Origin of the sequence: Hydrogenophaga sp. 5NK40-0174, from assembly GCF_040372165.1 — a bacterium.
Taxonomy (GTDB): Bacteria; Pseudomonadota; Gammaproteobacteria; order Burkholderiales; family Burkholderiaceae_C; genus Hydrogenophaga.
Genome location: NZ_BAABWG010000001.1, coordinates 1,088,691 through 1,105,202, shown reverse-complemented (window position 1 = coordinate 1,105,202; position 16,512 = coordinate 1,088,691). Strand labels below are relative to the sequence as shown.

At 60.6% G+C, this 16,512-nt stretch carries 16 protein-coding genes; 6 read left to right on the top strand and 10 right to left on the bottom strand.

Annotated elements, in window-relative coordinates:
* Positions 1-22: 22 nt before the first annotated feature.
* From rlmB to ABWV89_RS05090, 5 genes are all read left to right on the top strand, one after another.
* Positions 23-778, top strand: a complete 756-nt coding sequence (gene rlmB / locus ABWV89_RS05110) for a 23S rRNA (guanosine(2251)-2'-O)-methyltransferase RlmB (protein WP_353394930.1) — start codon at positions 23-25, stop codon at positions 776-778.
* Positions 775-1,521, top strand: coding sequence for an SIR2 family NAD-dependent protein deacylase (locus tag ABWV89_RS05105; protein ID WP_353394928.1), 747 nt, complete (start codon positions 775-777; stop codon positions 1,519-1,521). The genes rlmB and ABWV89_RS05105 overlap by 4 nt, the downstream gene beginning before the upstream one ends.
* Positions 1,514-1,879 carry a hypothetical protein gene (locus tag ABWV89_RS05100; protein ID WP_353394926.1) on the top strand — a complete coding sequence of 122 codons (366 nt, stop codon included), beginning with the start codon at positions 1,514-1,516 and terminating at the stop codon, positions 1,877-1,879. Before ABWV89_RS05105 ends, ABWV89_RS05100 begins: the two co-directional genes overlap by 8 nt.
* A 47-nt stretch (positions 1,880-1,926) precedes the next feature.
* Complete coding sequence (locus ABWV89_RS05095; RefSeq protein ID WP_353394923.1) at positions 1,927-3,063, top strand: Yip1 family protein; 1,137 nt, start codon at positions 1,927-1,929, stop codon at positions 3,061-3,063.
* 263 nt (positions 3,064-3,326) lie between these two features.
* Positions 3,327-4,490, top strand: a complete 1,164-nt coding sequence (locus ABWV89_RS05090) for an ABC transporter substrate-binding protein (protein WP_353394921.1) — start codon at positions 3,327-3,329, stop codon at positions 4,488-4,490.
* Between the two features lie 67 nt (positions 4,491-4,557).
* Here the strand turns inward: ABWV89_RS05090 and ABWV89_RS05085 are convergent, their stop codons facing one another.
* The 10 genes from ABWV89_RS05085 to ABWV89_RS05040 form a co-directional block, all read right to left on the bottom strand.
* A complete protein-coding gene (locus ABWV89_RS05085; protein WP_353394919.1) occupies positions 4,558-5,145 on the bottom strand; it encodes a chromate transporter in 588 nt (195 codons plus the stop codon).
* Positions 5,142-5,750, bottom strand: coding sequence for a chromate transporter (locus ABWV89_RS05080; RefSeq protein WP_353394916.1), 609 nt, complete (start codon positions 5,748-5,750; stop codon positions 5,142-5,144). The genes ABWV89_RS05085 and ABWV89_RS05080 overlap by 4 nt, the downstream gene beginning before the upstream one ends.
* Before the next feature lie 4 nt (positions 5,751-5,754).
* A complete protein-coding gene (gene fabG / locus ABWV89_RS05075) occupies positions 5,755-6,498 on the bottom strand; it encodes a 3-oxoacyl-ACP reductase FabG (RefSeq protein ID WP_353394913.1) in 744 nt (247 codons plus the stop codon).
* Between the two features lie 178 nt (positions 6,499-6,676).
* Positions 6,677-7,957 carry a TRAP transporter large permease gene (locus ABWV89_RS05070; protein ID WP_353394911.1) on the bottom strand — a complete coding sequence of 427 codons (1,281 nt, stop codon included), beginning with the start codon at positions 7,955-7,957 and terminating at the stop codon, positions 6,677-6,679.
* A complete protein-coding gene (locus ABWV89_RS05065) occupies positions 7,954-8,490 on the bottom strand; it encodes a TRAP transporter small permease (protein WP_353394909.1) in 537 nt (178 codons plus the stop codon). Before ABWV89_RS05065 ends, ABWV89_RS05070 begins: the two co-directional genes overlap by 4 nt.
* 81 nt (positions 8,491-8,571) lie before the next feature.
* The gene (locus tag ABWV89_RS05060; protein ID WP_353394907.1) at positions 8,572-9,555 is read right to left on the bottom strand and encodes a TRAP transporter substrate-binding protein; all 984 of its coding nucleotides are present in this window, start codon (positions 9,553-9,555) and stop codon (positions 8,572-8,574) included.
* 145 nt (positions 9,556-9,700) lie between these two features.
* Positions 9,701-10,324 carry an ABC transporter ATP-binding protein gene (locus ABWV89_RS05055; RefSeq protein ID WP_353394905.1) on the bottom strand — a complete coding sequence of 208 codons (624 nt, stop codon included), beginning with the start codon at positions 10,322-10,324 and terminating at the stop codon, positions 9,701-9,703.
* Between the two features lie 20 nt (positions 10,325-10,344).
* Positions 10,345-11,094 (bottom strand): general secretion pathway protein GspB, encoded by a 750-nt coding sequence (locus ABWV89_RS05050; RefSeq protein WP_353394903.1) that lies wholly within the window; start codon positions 11,092-11,094, stop codon positions 10,345-10,347.
* Between the two features lie 37 nt (positions 11,095-11,131).
* Positions 11,132-12,793, bottom strand: a complete 1,662-nt coding sequence (locus tag ABWV89_RS05045; RefSeq protein WP_353394901.1) for an ExeA family protein — start codon at positions 12,791-12,793, stop codon at positions 11,132-11,134.
* A 213-nt stretch (positions 12,794-13,006) separates the two neighbouring features.
* The gene (locus ABWV89_RS05040; RefSeq protein WP_353394899.1) at positions 13,007-13,582 is read right to left on the bottom strand and encodes a bactofilin family protein; all 576 of its coding nucleotides are present in this window, start codon (positions 13,580-13,582) and stop codon (positions 13,007-13,009) included.
* 371 nt (positions 13,583-13,953) lie between these two features.
* On the opposite strand from ABWV89_RS05040, the gene ABWV89_RS05035 reads away from it, so the two are divergent.
* On the top strand, positions 13,954-16,314 hold the full coding sequence (locus ABWV89_RS05035) for a YgiQ family radical SAM protein (RefSeq protein WP_353394897.1): 2,361 nt from the start codon (positions 13,954-13,956) through the stop codon (positions 16,312-16,314).
* Positions 16,315-16,512 lie beyond the last annotated feature (198 nt).

Genomic DNA, 16,512 nt, shown 5'->3' with positions numbered 1-16,512 from the left:
GGTCTGGGGCGATAATGACCGTATGTCTTCGACCAAAGTTCTTTTCGGCTTTCATGCCGTCAGTGTTCGCATCAAGGCGGCGCCTGACACGGTAGAGGAAGTCTATTTCGATGCCAGCCGGCGCGACGCGCGCATGCGCCAGTTTGTTGCCCGTGCCAAGGAGGCTGGCGTCCGCCTGATTGAGGCGGATGGGCTGCGTTTGTCCAAACTGGCAGGCAGCCATGGGCATCAAGGCGTTGCTGCCCGCGTAAAAGCCCAGGCTCAGGCGCGATCGCTGGACGATGTGCTTGATCAGGCCGAGGGCGCCGGGCAGGCACCACTGGTGCTGGTGCTCGATGGTGTCACCGACCCGCACAATCTGGGCGCCTGTTTGCGCGTGGCCGATGGCGCTGGTGTTCATGCGGTGGTAGCCCCCAAGGACCATGCAGCAGGGATCAATGCCACCGTGGCCAAAGTGGCCAGCGGGGCTTCCGAGACGGTCCCCTACCTCATGGTCACCAATCTGGCCCGAACCCTGCGCGAACTCAAGGAGCGCAACGTCTGGGTGATCGGCACCAGTGGCGACGCTGAGAAGACCATTTACGACGTGGACCTTGATGGCCCGGTGGCTCTGGTGCTCGGCGCAGAAGGCGATGGCATGCGCCAGCTGACGAGGAAGACATGCGATGAGCTGGTCAGCATTCCCATGCAGGGCGCCGTCGAAAGTCTGAATGTGTCGGTTGCCAGTGGCGTTTGCCTGTACGAAGCACTGAGACAGAGGCGTCCGGCCGGCCGATGAGTGATCTGGCCAATGCCCGTCGATGGTTGTCGCAGGCCAGATCTGTGGTGGCTTTGACGGGCGCGGGGATCAGCGCGGAGTCTGGCGTACCGACGTTTCGCGATGCCCATACAGGCGTCTGGGCGAAGTACGATCCCATGGAACTGGCCACTGAACAGGCCTTCAGGGCTCACCCGCAGCGGGTATGGCGCTGGTACATGACTCGGCGGGAAATGGTGGCCAAAGTTGAACCCAATGCCGGGCACCTCGCGCTGAAGGCGTTCGAGCTGGCTCACCCTGGCCGACTGCGGGTCGTGACCCAGAATGTCGACGGCTTGCATCAGCGTGCAGGTCAGTCTGAGGTGATTGCCTTGCATGGCGACCTGATGGCGGACAAATGGCTGGATGCAGAGCGTTCCTGTTGCTCCATGGAGAACCTGAACCAGGAGGAACCTCCCGCCTGCCGAAGCTGTGGCAACCTTTTGCGACCTGCCGTGGTGTGGTTTGGCGAGAACCTCCCGCTGCAAGCACTGGAGACCGCCGAGATTCTGGCCAGAAGTTGCAGCATCATGCTCGTGATCGGCACGTCAGGTGTGGTGTATCCGGCGGCTGGACTGGCACGCGTGGCGGCCCAGGCGGGTGCGCGCGTTGTCTGTGTCAACCCTGAGGCGACCGAGCTCGACAGCCTGGCCGCCGCTTGCCTGCGTGGGCCTGCGGCAGAACTGCTTCCCCAACTATTGGACATGGAGAATGAAGATGACTGACGATTCACAACAGACGCTCAAGCGATTCTGTCTGACCGTGGTTTCAGCAGCACTGGTAATTGGCCTTGCTGCCTGTACCCAGGAACAGCAAAACAAGATCAGCCGTTCGATCCAGAACTGGACGGGCACCAATGGTGTGCTGGAGATATATGCTGGCGACAAGCTGGTGCGCCGTTTTGTCAAGATTGACAAGATCAGCACTGCCCTGGGGACAGATGACGGGCTGCCAAGACACTACCGGTATGGCTACGGCGTCCTGGACGAGAACCTGAACATGGTGGCGGACCCCGGGGAGAAGAAAGTCTATTTCGAGATCAGTGACTACACCAACGCGGTGTTCTTCGAGAATCCTCGCTGACGCTGTGGTCGGCAACAGTCTTTTGGTTCTGTGATGAGGAGTGAGTAATGAATGTGGTTGATCGCGTCAAACAGGTGATCATGGAGCCGGGCAAAGCCTGGCCCTCGATTGAAGGAGAAAACGCCGGTTTCAAGGACGTGCTGTTTGGCTACGTTCTGGTGCTCGCTGGCATTTCGGCATTTGGCCAGTTTCTGGCCGCCTGGGTATGGGGCATTGATTCATTTGGTGGAGCCTTGCTTGGCTTTGTCCGGGATTTCATCTTGCTGGTTGCAGGGACATTTGTGCTGGCCTGGCTGGCCAAGGCGCTGGCGCCGATTTTTGGCGGACGGGGTTCGTTTGACAGCGCGTACCGCCTGGTGGTCTACGCATCGACAGCGGTCTGGTTGGCCGCGCTGGTGAGTGTGGTGCCTGTGCTGGGGTTTCTGGTCGCGCTGGGAGCGATGTGCTGGACGATTTATACGCTTTACCTCGGTGCCCCTGTGCTGATGATGATCGCCTCCAAGTCGAAGACCGTGGGCTACACGGCGGCTTTGGTGGTCAGCGGCATTGTGGTCGGGCTGATCATGGCTGCGATCTTTGGGGTCTCCGACGTCGGGCGCGATGACGTAGACGTGCATGAAGATGGCGACCATGCCAAAGTCGACATCAACCTTCCAGGAATGAACATCTCGGTGGATACCGGCAAGATGGAGGCGGCGCAGGAGGCGCTGGAAAAGGCTGAAGAGGAAGGTGTGCAGGCCAAGGCGATGTCGACGGAGGCTTTGCAGCCATTTGTGCCGGAGAGCGTGGCGGACTGGACGCGCAAGTCCTTCAAGTCCACCCACGGAAACGTCGGTATGGCTTTTAGCAGTGTCGAGGCACGCTACACGCAGGACGGGGACAAGCGCCTCGAGCTGAAGGTCATGGACATCGGGGCGGCGCCTGTGCTCAAGATGGCAGCGGCTGCCTGGTCCAGTGTCACCTTGCACCAGGAAGAGGGTGATGAGGTGACGAACATCTATCAGGCCGATGGGTATGCCATCAAGGAGCAATACCGAAAAAGCGGTCAGTCGGCGGAGATGGCCATGCTGCTTCCGAACGGTGTGATGGTCGAGCTGTCAGGTACGCGGGTGGGCATCGAAGAGCTCAAAGGTGTCGCCGAGGCGATAGATATCAAGGGATTGGCGGGTCTGTCGCGACCCTGATAAGGCTCTCAACAGGGGTGGTATGAGTGCTTTAGTAGCAGATCTTGCAATGAAAAGCCCTTGTTGAACCGGTTGTCAGGGAAATGGACCGCCCGGCGGGTGGTTTCACGAAGTGAGAATTTACGCCTTCTCCCGAATGGCTTCGGGTTCTTAGAATGGCGGTCATAAGTACACGCGTCCTGCACAGCAGTCGAAGATTCCGGTTTTTGTACAAGCTGCTGCCAGGGCGAGGTGGTCAGTCTTTCTTACTGGAACTTCCGCTTATGAGTCGTCGCCAATTTCTCCTTCGTTCGGTTCAGGCCTTGGCCATGGCGGGCATGGGCACCTTTGGTGTCCAGGCCTATGCCGGGAACGCGATTTCGAACAACCACATCAATCTGGGTGTGAGTGTTCCACTGACCGGAATTCTGGCCGGGGCCGGAAAGGCGCATCTGGAAGGGCTCAAGGCCGTTCTGGCTGAGGTCAACGGTCGCGGCGGAATCTATGGGCGCGAAATCAAGCTGGTGGTGGCCGACGATGCCTACAACCCCAAGAAAACCGCCGAGAACGTCAGCGCCTGGCTGGAGAAGGACGAAGTGTTTGCGCTGATATCCATTCTGGGCACGCCGACCACAGCGGCTGTGGCCAAGATGCTGGAGGAAAAAGGCGTTCCACTGGTTGGTCCTGTCACTGGTGCACCATCTCTTCGCACCGATGCCGCTCAGAACATCTTTTTTGTGCGTCCCAGCTATGGCGATGAAGCCAAGCGAATGGTGCAGCAGATGACTGGCATGGGGTTGCAGCGCATTGCCATCGTCTATCTGGATAACGGGTTCGGCGAAGAGGTCAAGGGCCTCATGGCCGCAGAGCTCGACAAGGCTCGCGTCAGCACCGCAGGCGAGTACAAGCTGGCACTCGATGGCAGCAACGGTGCTGCTCTGGCTCAGCAACTGGTGGCCGACAAGGTTGGTGCGGTGATGCTGGCGACCACCGGTACGGCCAACACGGCATTCATGAAACCGTTCCGGGAGCTGGCGGCCGCGATTCCGGTGGCAGGACTTTCGGTGTCCGTCATTTCATCCGAATTCGACAAGCTGGGTGATGCGATGCGTGGATACGCAGCGGTCAGTCTCTGGCCGGACGCTCGGTCCATGAAGTCTGCGACGTCTCGACTGTTCCATGCATCGATGAAGAAGGCGGGGGCGCCGGAGCCGTTCCAGACCAGCGGTAGCTCGCTGGAGTCGTGGCTGAACATGCACATGATGGTCGAGGGCCTCAAGCGAGCAGGTAAATCACCCTCGAGAAGCAGCTTGCGCAGCGCGTTGGCCTCGATCGACAGCCTTCGCCTGGGTGAGTTGAACCTGGGCTATGGCCAGTCGGCACCATTTGTGGCCTCTGATGCGATTGACCTGACGATTTACGGCTCGGGGGGCCGTCCGGTGAACTGACAGGGGTGAGTGAGGTTGAGCTGTTCAAGGGCCGGTCAGGCGCACTGACCGGCTTTTTTTTGCTCTGTCAGACGAACCCGAGCATGCCAGCGACAGCCCCTCCAGCCAGCACCACGAGCAGGTGCAGGCGGGTCTTCCATACCAGCACAGCGGCCACGGCTGTGACCATCAGTCCATGCCAACGGGGCTGCGCAGTTTCCGAGGACACGGCGATGAGCCATCCCGTGGCGACCAGCAGAGCGATCACGATGGGCGCCAGTCCGGCCTTGAAAGCTCGGACGGACCGAAGGTGCCGGTTTCGGTGACCCCATTGGGTTGCGGAATAGGTCAGGATGGATGAGGGCAGCAAAGTGGCGAACATGGCGACGAATGCGCCAGCGCCGGCCAGCCACCACGGGTGCCAATCGGGGAGGGCAGCACTGGCGCCCATGCCCAGGTGCCAGCCCAGCAATGGCACGAACAGCACGTTGGGGCCGGGGGCTGCCTGTGCCAGAGCGATGGAAGCACCAAAATCACCGTCCGTGAGCCAGCCGCGTTCGCCAACCAGGTAGCGGTGCATCTCCGGTGCGGTGGTGATGGCACCTCCGACAGCCAGCAGCGACAGTGACAGGAAATGCACGAACATGGACAGCCAGTCGTCCCATGCGAGCGTCATGACCGGCTCCCCTCTGAAGGCTTCAGGCGCTCAAAGGCGATGGCCCAGCCGAGAATGCCCAGCACAGGAAGAACAGCCAGAAGAGGCCATCGAATCACGCCAATCGCGAGGAAGCTGGCTGCAGCCAGGGCCACACAGGTGGCAATGCCCATGGGGTTGGTGCGAAGTGCTGCGATCAGTTTGAGACCAGTGGCAATGATCATGCCGGCGGCTACCGCGCTCATGCCTCGCAACGCACCCTGAACGGCTTCCAGGTCGGAGAAGGAGTCATAGAAGGCGGCCATGACCAGCGCGACCAGGGTTGGAGCCAGCAGCATGCCGCACAGGGCTGAAAGCGCACCGGAGAGGCCGTAGTAGCGGCCACCAATCATCATGGACAGGTTGACGACGTTGGGGCCCGGCAGAATTTGCGCGACAGCCCAGTCTTCAACGAACTGGGCCGATGTGAGCCATTGGCGCTTCTCGACAAGCTCGCGCTGGACCACGGCCAGTACGCCGCCGAAACCCTGAAGCGCCAGTATGGTGAAGGCGACAAACAGCTCCGTGCGGGAGTGCGGACGCCTGGCGGCGCCGTCGAGCGGGGTGTCCTGATCCGTGCTCGACACAGGCTTATACCGTCAGGCCGCCGCTGACCTCAAGGACGGCGCCGTTGATGTAGCTGGCTTCGTCGCTGGCGAGAAATGCGTAGGCATTGGCGATTTCTTCAGGACGCCCCAGCCGCTTGAGGGGGACGCGGTGCTCCAGGTCTTCGATGACCTTCTCAGGCATGGACGAAAGAATGGGAGTGGCAATGAAGCCGGGTGCCACCGCGTTCACTCGTACGCCTTTGGGGCCAAGTTCGCGGCTCCACGTCTTGGTAAAGCCGATCACGCCGAACTTGGTTGCAGCGTAGTTGGTCTGGCCGAAGTTGCCGTAAATGCCCACCACCGAGCTGGCATTGAGGATGACGCCGCTGCCTTGTTCAACCATGACGTCAGCCACGGCCTGGGCACAGTGGAAAACGCCCTTGAGGTTCACGTCGATGACGTTGTCGAACTGGGCTTCTGACATTTTCTGCAGCCGGGCGTCCTGTGTGATGCCGGCGTTGTTCACCAGTACATCGATGCGTCCGTGGGTTGCCATGACTTTCTGCACCACGCGATCGACGCTTTCGCGCTGGGTCACATCCAGCACTTCCCCTTGCACCTGACCTGGCAGGCCTGCGCAGCCCGCGACAGCCTCGTCAACTGCACTTTGCCTGAGGTCGCTCAATACAACGATCGCTCCCTCGGCAGCGAATTTTCTGGCCGTTGCCAGCCCGATACCCTGTGCACCGCCGGTGACGATGCAAACCTTGTTCTGGAGTCTTGTCATGTTGGCTTTCTGGAAGAGGAATGTCTGAAATCATTATCTCCAATACCGTTCGACTGATGCGGTCCTGCGCCGATACGCCAATCCCGGCGAGGGGTGTTGCAGGGCATGAAAAAGGCGACCACTTGGGTCGCCTTGGAGTGCCAGACAAGAGAAGCCTGGCGCTATCAGTTCATGCACCTCAATTGAACAACAGGTTCGGCAGAGTGAGCGAAATCGCCGGGATGTAGGTGACCAGCAACAGGAAGCCGAGCAGTAGCGCCAGCCAGGGAAGCGCAGCACGAGACACCTGCACCAGACTCATCCCAGTTATGCCACTGGTCACGAACAGGTTTAACCCGACAGGCGGTGTGATCATCCCGATCTCCATGTTCACCACCATGATGATGCCCAGGTGGATCGGGTCGATGCCCAGGTGGTTGGCGATGGGGAAGAAGATCGGTGCCAGGATCAGGATGATGCCCGTGGGCTCCATGAAGTTGCCCGCAATCAGCAAAATGATGTTCACCACCAGCAAGAACATCCAGGGCTGCATGCCTGCTTCCAGAATGGCCTGGGCAATGGTTTGCGGAATGCGTTCGGTGGTCAGCACGTGGGCGAAGAGCAGGGCATTGGCGATGATGAACATCAGCATCACGGTGGTTTTGCCTGCGTCCAGGAACACATGGGGCAGATCCTTGACACCGATATCGCGGTAGATCACGACAGCGACAAAGACGGCGTATACCGCCGAGACCGCTGCTGCCTCGGTTGGCGTGAAGATGCCGCCATAGATGCCGCCCATGATGATGACCAGCAACATCAAGCCCCAGGCAGAATCCCGGAACTTGCTCATGACTTCGCCAAAGCTCGCGCGTTCGGTCTTGGTCAGGGTCAGCTTGCCTGCTCGCCACCAGACGGCGAAAGCCATCATCAGTGCCAGCAAAATACCAGGAACGACGCCGGCCATGAACATTCGGCCAACGGAAACCTCGGTCACCGCCGCGTAGACCACCATCACGATAGAGGGCGGAATGAGGATACCCAAGGTGCCGGCATTGCAGATAGCGCCAGCAGCGAACTCCTTGGGGTAGCCGCTTTTGACCATGCCGGCAATGACGATGGAACCCACTGCGACAACCGTAGCAGGGCTGGAGCCTGAAACGGCAGCAAACAACGTACAGGCCAGGATACTGGCGATGGCCAGGCCGCCGCGCAAGTGGCCCACCGCCGCAATGGCGAAGGTCACCATGCGTTTGGCGACGCCGCCGGTGCTCATCAGCGCTCCGGCCAACACGAAGAACGGAATGGCCAGCAGCGTGTAGTGTTCGCTGGTCTCGAAAATCTTGATGGACATGCTGGCCAGCGAGTCTTGTCCGACCAGGACAATGGTCAAGAGACTGGACAGGCCGAGTGAGATGGACACGGGCATGCCCAGGGCCATCAGGATGAAGAGGGTGGTAAAGAGAATGGCGGTGTTCATGCCTGTGCTCCTTCGGAGTCGTCGGCTTTGAGTTTCATGGCATCAGCGGCTTCGTCGCCGAGGTGCAGGCTGTCGGACTGGCCGGTAACCAATTGCCACAGCACCTGGAGAAAACGGAAAGCAATCAAGCCAAATCCCAGGGGCAGCAGAGAGCGCACCATCCAGATGGGAATAGGCATGTCTTCCATTTCAACGCCAACCATTTTCATCTTCATCACATAGGTGATGGAGCCATAGAGCACGATGCCCGTATAGCCCAGGCAAAGCGCCACCACGATGATGGAGATGAAGCGTCGTGGCCCTGGTGGCATGAGCTTCACCAGTGCATCAACGCCGATATGAGCGCCGACACGAACGCCGTAGGAGGCGCCCACAAAAATCATTGCCGCGAAAAACACGGTGGTCAGTTCCAGCGCCCAGCTGAAGCCGGAGTTGAAGCCGTACCGCAAGACCACCTGAACAAAGGTGAGGCCAGTCATGGCCGCCAGCATCAGCATGACGGTCCACTCTTCGAATTTGTCGAGCCAGCGCATAGCAGGTTCCTGTCGTGAAATCGGCCGCGAGGCCAGCGCGTTCGTTACGCTGCTCTCGCGGCCGAATGACCAAGTGGTGGATCAGTTCTTGTTGGCAGCGATGGCGGCGTCGACCACGTCTTTGCCGATGTCACCTTCAAACTTCTTCCACACGGGCTGCATGGCCTTGCGCCACTGAGCGACCTCGTCCTTGCTCAGCTTGACCACTTCAGCCTTCTTGTCGTCGATGACCTTCTGGCGGTAGTTGGCGGCTTCGTCAAAGGCGACCTTGTTGCCGTACTTGATGGACTCGACCATGGCCTTGTTCAGTGCGGTGCGCACGTCGTCAGGCAGACCGTCCCACCAGCCGGTGTTGGTGATGACCATGTAGTCGAGCACGCCGTGGTCGGACTCCATGATGTACTTCTGTACTTCGTGGAATTTCTTGGTGTAGATGTTGGACCATGGGTTCTCGGTACCGTCAACCACGCCCGTCTGCAGTGCCTGGTAGACCTCGGCGAACGCCAGCTTCTGGGGGTTTCCGCCAACAGCCTTGAACTGTGCTTCCAGAACGTCGGAGCTCTGAATGCGGAACTTGAGACCTTCTGCATCAGCAGGCGTCTTCAGTGGTTTCTGAGCCGACAGCTGCTTCATGCCGTTGTGCAGATAGCCCAGACCCTTGATGCCCTTCTTCTTCATGGAGTCGAGCAGCTCCTGGCCCTTGGGGCCGTCCTGGAAACGGTCCACGGCGTGGATGTCGTCAAACAGGAAAGGCAGGTCGAACACTTGCAGCTTGGGGGTGTACTTGCCGAACTTGGCCAGGGACGGTGCAATGATGTGCACGTCGCCCAGCAACAGGGCTTCCATTTCTTTGCCGTCGCCAAACAGCTGGCTGTTCGGGAACACCTGGACTTCAACCTTGCCTGGCAAGGCTTTCTCGGCCAGTTCCTTGAACTTGATGGCGGCCTGACCCTTGGGGGTCTGCTCGGCCACCACGTGGCTGTACTTGATGACCATGGGTTCTGCCATGGCGGCGGTGCTGGCCACGACGAGAGCGACCGCGAAGGAAAGTTGCTTGAGCTGCATGATTTGGCTCCTCTGGTTGGAATGGGTGAGCCCGCAGTCTATGGGCGCCGGGGAGCGCCTCGCGTTGTGGAAACTACGTGATTTCGCCGGAATACCAGCGGGATCCCGTCAGATTCACATCAGACGGGTACCAGGCGGATAGGTTTCAGGGCAGCTGAAAGGCTGCCGTCTGGCCGAGGCCCGCAGGTGGCTCATGGTCGAGAAGGAGCCAGCAGCGATGGGGGTGGTCGGCAAGGTCTTGCAGGACTTCGTCGAGTGCTCCACAAGATCGTGCGTCCAGTGCCGCATAGGGCGTGTCCAGGACCGCCAACGGCGCTCCAGCTGCGAACGCTGCACACAAGCCGAGCTTTCGGCGACTACCGGTCGACCATTGGAACAATGGCTTTGCCATGTGCTCTTCCAGCCCGAACAGAGCGAGCAGATCCTGCATGGCGCCGTCGTGAAAGTCTTTCCACTGTTGTCGCAGCCTGTCCCAGGTGGCCTCGCCGGTCAGGTCGTATTGGCTCTCGGCCACCACCGCGTCGGCGAGCAGTACACCGTTGTCCAGTTTGGCAAGAGTCAGGGGCTGCCCCTGGACGGTGGCAGTCCCTTTTTTGACCGCCTGCATTCCAGCCAGCGTTCTGGCCAGTGTCGTCTTTCCTGAACCTTCGTCGCCCGTGATCAACTGGACTCCGCTGGACACGGAGAAGCTCAAATCCTGAAGAACTGCCTGCCCACCAAGGGGCACAGTGAGATGCCGGACAACCAGCCATTGCGGGGTCTGTGCCATCAGGGGTGGGGTGCTTTCAGTCAGTAGTTGACGTTGTAGCGCTTTCCGCCGTGCTTGAGGATGGCGGAACGGGCACCAATGACTTCGACCACGACCCCGGGGGCGACCTGCTGGCCTTCCTTGATCACTTCTCCATTGACAATGATCATGCGGTGCGCAGGATTGTCGGAGTACGAGGCGCCGGAAATGCTGAGCTGTGGCAGGCCTGAGGTGCGCTCGAAATTGGGCAAAACCTGTTCGCCCGGCCGGGGAGCGGCCTTGGCGGAAGTGGCCGGTGTCGTCACCTCTGACGTCGCCGAAAGAGCGGGTGCAGACTGCGGCTCGACGGCCGTGGCCGGTTTGACCGACGCCGTGGCCGTTGCCGGGCGCGGCCGTGGTGGAGGGTCAGGTGCGACCAGTATGGGCGGCGTCGGGCCCGATTCTTGGGCGTCGACTTCAGGCTGCGCCGTCGTGGGGTGGGGGCGTCCCTTGGCATCCCGGGTCGCTTCCGTGTCCGGTGAGCCGACTGAGCCTGTGGATGTCCGGTTGGCTTCGTCGACGCTGACGTCGGTCTGCGGCTGACGCTTCGAAATCCACCATCCCGCGGAGGCGGCCGCAACGATCACCAGCAGTCCCATCGCGCCCATTGCCCACCATTTGCGCAGCATTGGCTTGCCCTCTGTCCCGACGGAGGGGGCTCCAGCCGAGAAGGCCACAGACTCGAAGTCGTCGCCGGCTTCCATACGGCGGTCAGCTTCGGCTTTCTGCAGGGCGTCAAGGATGTAAGACATGTGGGCGGATCAGGTGTGCGTTCGGCAAGCTGCTTGGTCAGGCCGCGCTGCCGGGAGAGGACGGCGCAAGAGGCGACTCGGTATGGAGAAGGCGCGGCTCCTTCACGCCAATGACCATGTTCAGGCGCATCAGCGTGAGCGTGTTGATGCTGCCATTGATATCGATGCCGTACTCGCCTTGAAACGCCTTGACGCGAGCGTCCAGGTCGCTCGCCTCGGCGGTCAGTTTGTTGGCCAGTTGAAGCGCTCGCAGTTGCTGGTCAACCCACCTTTTGCCCTTTTCATCCGTGACCCGGGCGATGCGCTCTGTGGTGCCAGGCGGTGTGACCCAGAGCGTGGCGTATGAACCATGCCAATGACGGGTGAGTTCGGCCAATGGCAGCCACCACTGTTTGCTCGATCCTGCAAGCAGGGCTTTTTCAGCGGTGATGCCCAGAAGCAGGGCCCAGCGAGGTGTTCCTGTCCCACTGGCCTCGGCCGCAATCTTCAGAATTGCAGGCCTGTCCAGTGTCACCAGGCCTCGGTCCGACATTCTGCCGGTGGTAAAGCACTGAACACCTTTGGCCTGAAGGGACTCGCAAGCCGGGCCTTCCCCGAGAGAGGTTTTTCCCCAGTAAGCCCCCAGCGAACGCCAGGCTTGTTCTTCATCCTGCATCAGATCGCTGAACACTGCATCATCAAGACGCTCGGCCATCGCCACCCTGGGGGCCGAGACCGGCTGCACAGCACGCTGAACGGGGGCAGGGGAGATGCTGGCGAGCTGCTGAGTGGGTTCCGGAGGCGACTTTGCCACCACTGTGGCTGACTGGTTCATGGCCCACCAAGCGGCGGCGGCGGCGCCTAGCGCTGTCATGGCATAGCCGATCCAGTGCCAGTTGAATCCGCGAGGTCGGCCGCCAGGGCCAGATGCCATGGCGCCGAGCGCACCTGCACGCGGTGAGGTGGACAGCTCGAACGCCTCCCTGGCGGCAGTGGCAATCATGGTTTCGTCGATCACGTCCATGGACCGCCCGAAGGCGCCCAGCATGGCGCGGTCGCAAAGCAGGTTGATGCGGCGAGGGACGCCGCCAGACAGGCTGTGAATTCGCTCCACGGCCTTGTCGTTGAAAGGCAAGGGGCCTGTTCGTCCGGCTACTTTCAGCCGCTGGCGAATATAGGCCTTTGTCTCATCCGGACTCAGGGGTCCGAGGTGGTAGCGAGCCACCACCCTTTGCGCCAGCTGCTCCATGTCAGGACGCTGCAGTACCTCCCTCAGCTCCGGCTGTCCAATGAGCATGATTTGCAACAATTTGCTCTCATTGGTCTCCAGATTGGTGAGCAAGCGAAGCTGCTCCAATACATCTACCGACAAATTTTGGGCTTCGTCGATGATGAGAATGGCGTGATGCCCTGCGGCGTGCAGGGTGAGCAGGTACTGATTCAGTGCGTCAACGTAGGCTTTGGTGCCGTGGTCGGAGGTAGATGCGGGCACGGCAACCTTGATGCCGAACTCGTCGCAGATGGTCTGAAGCAGTTCCCTGGCTGTGAGCTTGGGGTTGAAGATGTAGGCGACGTGGCAGGCACGGGGCAAACGGCTGAGAAAGCGTCTGCAAATGGTTGTCTTGCCAGCGCCAATATCGCCTGTGAGCAGGACGAAGCCCCCGTTGCCCTGTACACCAAAGAGCAGGTGAGCCAGCGCCTCCCGGTGGCGCGAGCTCATGAATAGGAATTGCGGGTCTGGCGCGATCGTGAAAGGCGCTTGCTTCAGACCAAAGAATTCGGCGTACATTCCAAGAGCATAACGGGAGCGCGCCGAAGGCGACAAGAACTGCGCGCATACGGAGGAGTCTGTGGCGCAAAAAAGGCCCTCCGGCAGCCAGGCTGCGGGGGCCTCTGGGCCATCTGGCCTGAGCCAGAGAGGGCTTGGCGGCGATCAGGCAGCCAGAGCCATGGCCGGTTTGCCGGCTTCCTTTGCGCTGGACTTGCTGCTCTCAGGTGCTTCGCTGCACTGGATGTCTCCGGAGAGCTGGCCACCTTCTTCGATGACCACCTTGCCGTAGCGGATCTTGCCAGTCACCTTGCCGGTGGAGAAGATCACCAATTTCTGGCGCACGGTCAGATTGCCATCGAACTTGCCGCGGATTTCGGCAATATCGATCTCCACAGAGCCTTTGAAGGCACCTTGCTCGGCGATCTGGATCACGCGGGAATCCATGGTTGCTTCGACCAGGCCTTCAACCACCAAGGTGTCGCAATCGGTGATCTCGACGCCCTTGAGCTTGATGTTTGGCCCGACGGTGAGCTTGCTGCCGCCTTCAGGAGTGGAGCTGTTGGTGTCAGTGACAGGCGTATTGGGTTTGGTGTTCACGGTGTCGGTACTCGAAGATGTGGCGCCTGGGGTGCTGGGCGTACTGGCGTTGCCGTATCGCGTGGCAGCCGTGCCGCTGGTGTTGGAATTGCTGAAAACCTTGGGTTGTTCGGGTTCGCGTTTGCCGAAGTGCAGTGCCATGACATCTCCTTTAAAAAATTGCGGTTTTCATGCTATCGGCGTAGGTCATTACATTCCGGCGAGGCCCGTAAGAGCCGTAACGGGATGAACGGTACGCTTTGTTGCGGGTGTTGCGGCTTGGGCGGTTGAACTCAGGCCGGGGCAATGCTAGTGGCTCAAACCGGGGTGATCTCATCGACAAAGCCACGAAATCGCCAATGGCTGCCTTTTCACCGATACCCGGGCCGCACGGCACAGTCAAGGCGCCAGAGCTCTTGCCGAGGGCAAAAGCGTCCCTACAGCGCTCATGGAAGACGCCAAAGCCCTACACTTGAGAGGTGCCTCACGGCTATGCCGGCAGCGCTGTTGCTGCCTGGCTGATTGCTTTCCCCATGAACGCCTTCGTCGACGTCTCCCAGTTCCCCCGCCAAGCCAAACCGATCTCCAGCTATCGCCCCTATTGGGCCAAGCGTTTCGGTGTAGCGCCATTTCTGCCGACCAGTCGGGAGGAGATGGACGCGCTCGGCTGGGACAGTTGCGACATCGTGCTGGTGACCGGGGACGCTTACGTGGACCACCCCAGCTTTGGCATGGCGGTGATCGGCCGCGTGCTGGAAGCGCAGGGCTTTCGTGTGGGCATCATTGCCCAGCCCGACTGGCAGAGCGCTGACCCGTTCAAGGTGCTGGGCAAGCCCAATCTGTTCTGGGGTGTGACGGCGGGCAACATGGATTCGATGATCAACCGGTACACCGCTGACCGGAAGATCCGCAGCGACGACGCCTACACGCCGGGTGACGAAGGTGGCAAGCGGCCCGACCGGGCAGCCATCGTCTACAGCCAGCGCTGCCGCGAGGCGTTCAAGGATGTGCCGATTGTGCTGGGCGGCATCGAAGGCAGCCTGCGCCGCATCGCGCATTACGACTACTGGAGCGACAAGGTGCGCCGCTCTGTCGTGGTGGACAGCAAGTGCGATCTGCTCCTGTACGGCAACGCCGAGCGTGCCTTGGTGGAAGTGGCGCACCGCCTGGCGCAAAAAGATCCGGTGGAGTCGATCACCGATGTGCGAGGCACGGCTTTCATTCGCCGCTCGGACGACCCCACATCCGAAGGGTGGATTGAGCTGGATTCCACGGAGGTGGACACGCCGGGCCATGTGGAAGACCACATCAACCCCTACCAGACGACGAGCGAGCAGGCCAAGTCCCAAGGCCAGAGCTGCGATGCCGGTGCAACGCCTTCGCCAAAGGACGGCGGGGTAAAGCCCATCACCATTCATCGCCCGCAAGGGCCGGGCGGCGTCGCACGGCTGCCGCGCGAACGCACGGTGATTCGCCTGCCCAGCTACGAGAAGGTCAAGAGCGACCCTGTGCTGTACGCACACGCCAACCGGGTGTTGCACCTGGAAACCAACCCTGGCAACGCACGGGCGCTGGTGCAGGCTCATGGCGAGGGACATACGGCGCGAGATGTCTGGATCAATCCGCCGCCGATTCCGTTAACCACGGCCGAGATGGACTACGTGTTCGGCTTGCCGTACGCGCGCGGCCCGCATCCGCGCTATGCGGACGAAAACGGGCGGCACGACGGCACCACCAAAATCCCGGCCTGGGAGATGATTCGCTTCAGCGTGAACATCATGCGCGGCTGCTTTGGCGGCTGCACCTTTTGCTCGATCACCGAGCACGAGGGCCGCATCATCCAGAGCCGCTCAGAGGCCTCTATCCTGCACGAGCTGGAAGAAATCCGCGACAAGGTGGAGGGCTTTACCGGCGTCATTTCCGACCTGGGCGGACCCACCGCCAACATGTACCGACTGGGCTGCCGCAGCCCCGAGATTGAAGCGGCCTGCCGCAAGCCCAGTTGCGTCTATCCCGGCATTTGCCAGAACCTGACCACCAACCATGGCCCGCTGGTGCGGCTGTATCGTCGGGCGCGCGAGTTGCGTGGCGTCAAGAAAGTGCTGATCGGCTCTGGCCTGCGCTACGACCTGGCGGTCAAGAGCCCGGAGTACGTCAAAGAACTGGTGCAGCACCACGTGGGCGGCTACCTGAAGATCGCCCCAGAGCACACTGAAGACGCGCCGCTGTCCAAGATGATGAAGCCGGGCATCGGCACCTACGACCGCTTCAAGACCATGTTCGAGAAGTACAGCGAAGAAGCGGGCAAGAAGCAATACCTGATTCCCTATTTCATCGCGGCGCACCCTGGCACGCGCGACGAAGACATGATGAATCTGGCGGTCTGGCTCAAGGACAATGGTTTCAGGGCCGATCAGGTGCAAACCTTTTACCCCAGCCCCATGGCGACCGCCACGGCCATGTACCACTCGGGCCTGAACACGCTCAAAGGGATTCACCGTGACGAGCGGGCTGAGAAGGTGGATGTTGTTCGGGGTGAGCGCCGTCGGCGACTGCACAAGGCTTTTCTGCGTTACCACGACCCGAACAATTGGCCGCTCTTGCGCGACGCGCTCAAGGCCATGGGACGTGCCGACCTGATTGGCAACGGCAAAAAACACCTCATTCCCAATTACCAGCCGGTGGGCGATGGTAGCTACCAGAGCGCTCGCCGCAAGAACAGCACACCTTCCGCAGTGCAGCGGACCAAGACGGGGGTGGCCCCGCCCAAGGGGCGTGTGCTGACGCAGCACACGGGTCTGCCGCCGCGAGAAACCGGCGCCAAACCCGCTGGTGGAAAGAAAGGGGGCGGTGGCAAGCCCGCACGCCCGGGGAAAGGTCGAGGCGGCCGGTGATACCAGCCTGAGGGCAAGTTGCGAAGAACAATTTGAAGGGAGGCGTGTCGTGCGTTTACGTTTGCGATCGCGTTTGAAATCGAAAGTTGAATCGATATCAACATCGACATCTACGTCGAGTGTCAGTTTGGGTTGGAAGCGCAGCGTTGCGTCTGTGCTGCTTTGCGCGTTTGGCGGTTTATCGACGGCCTATGCAGA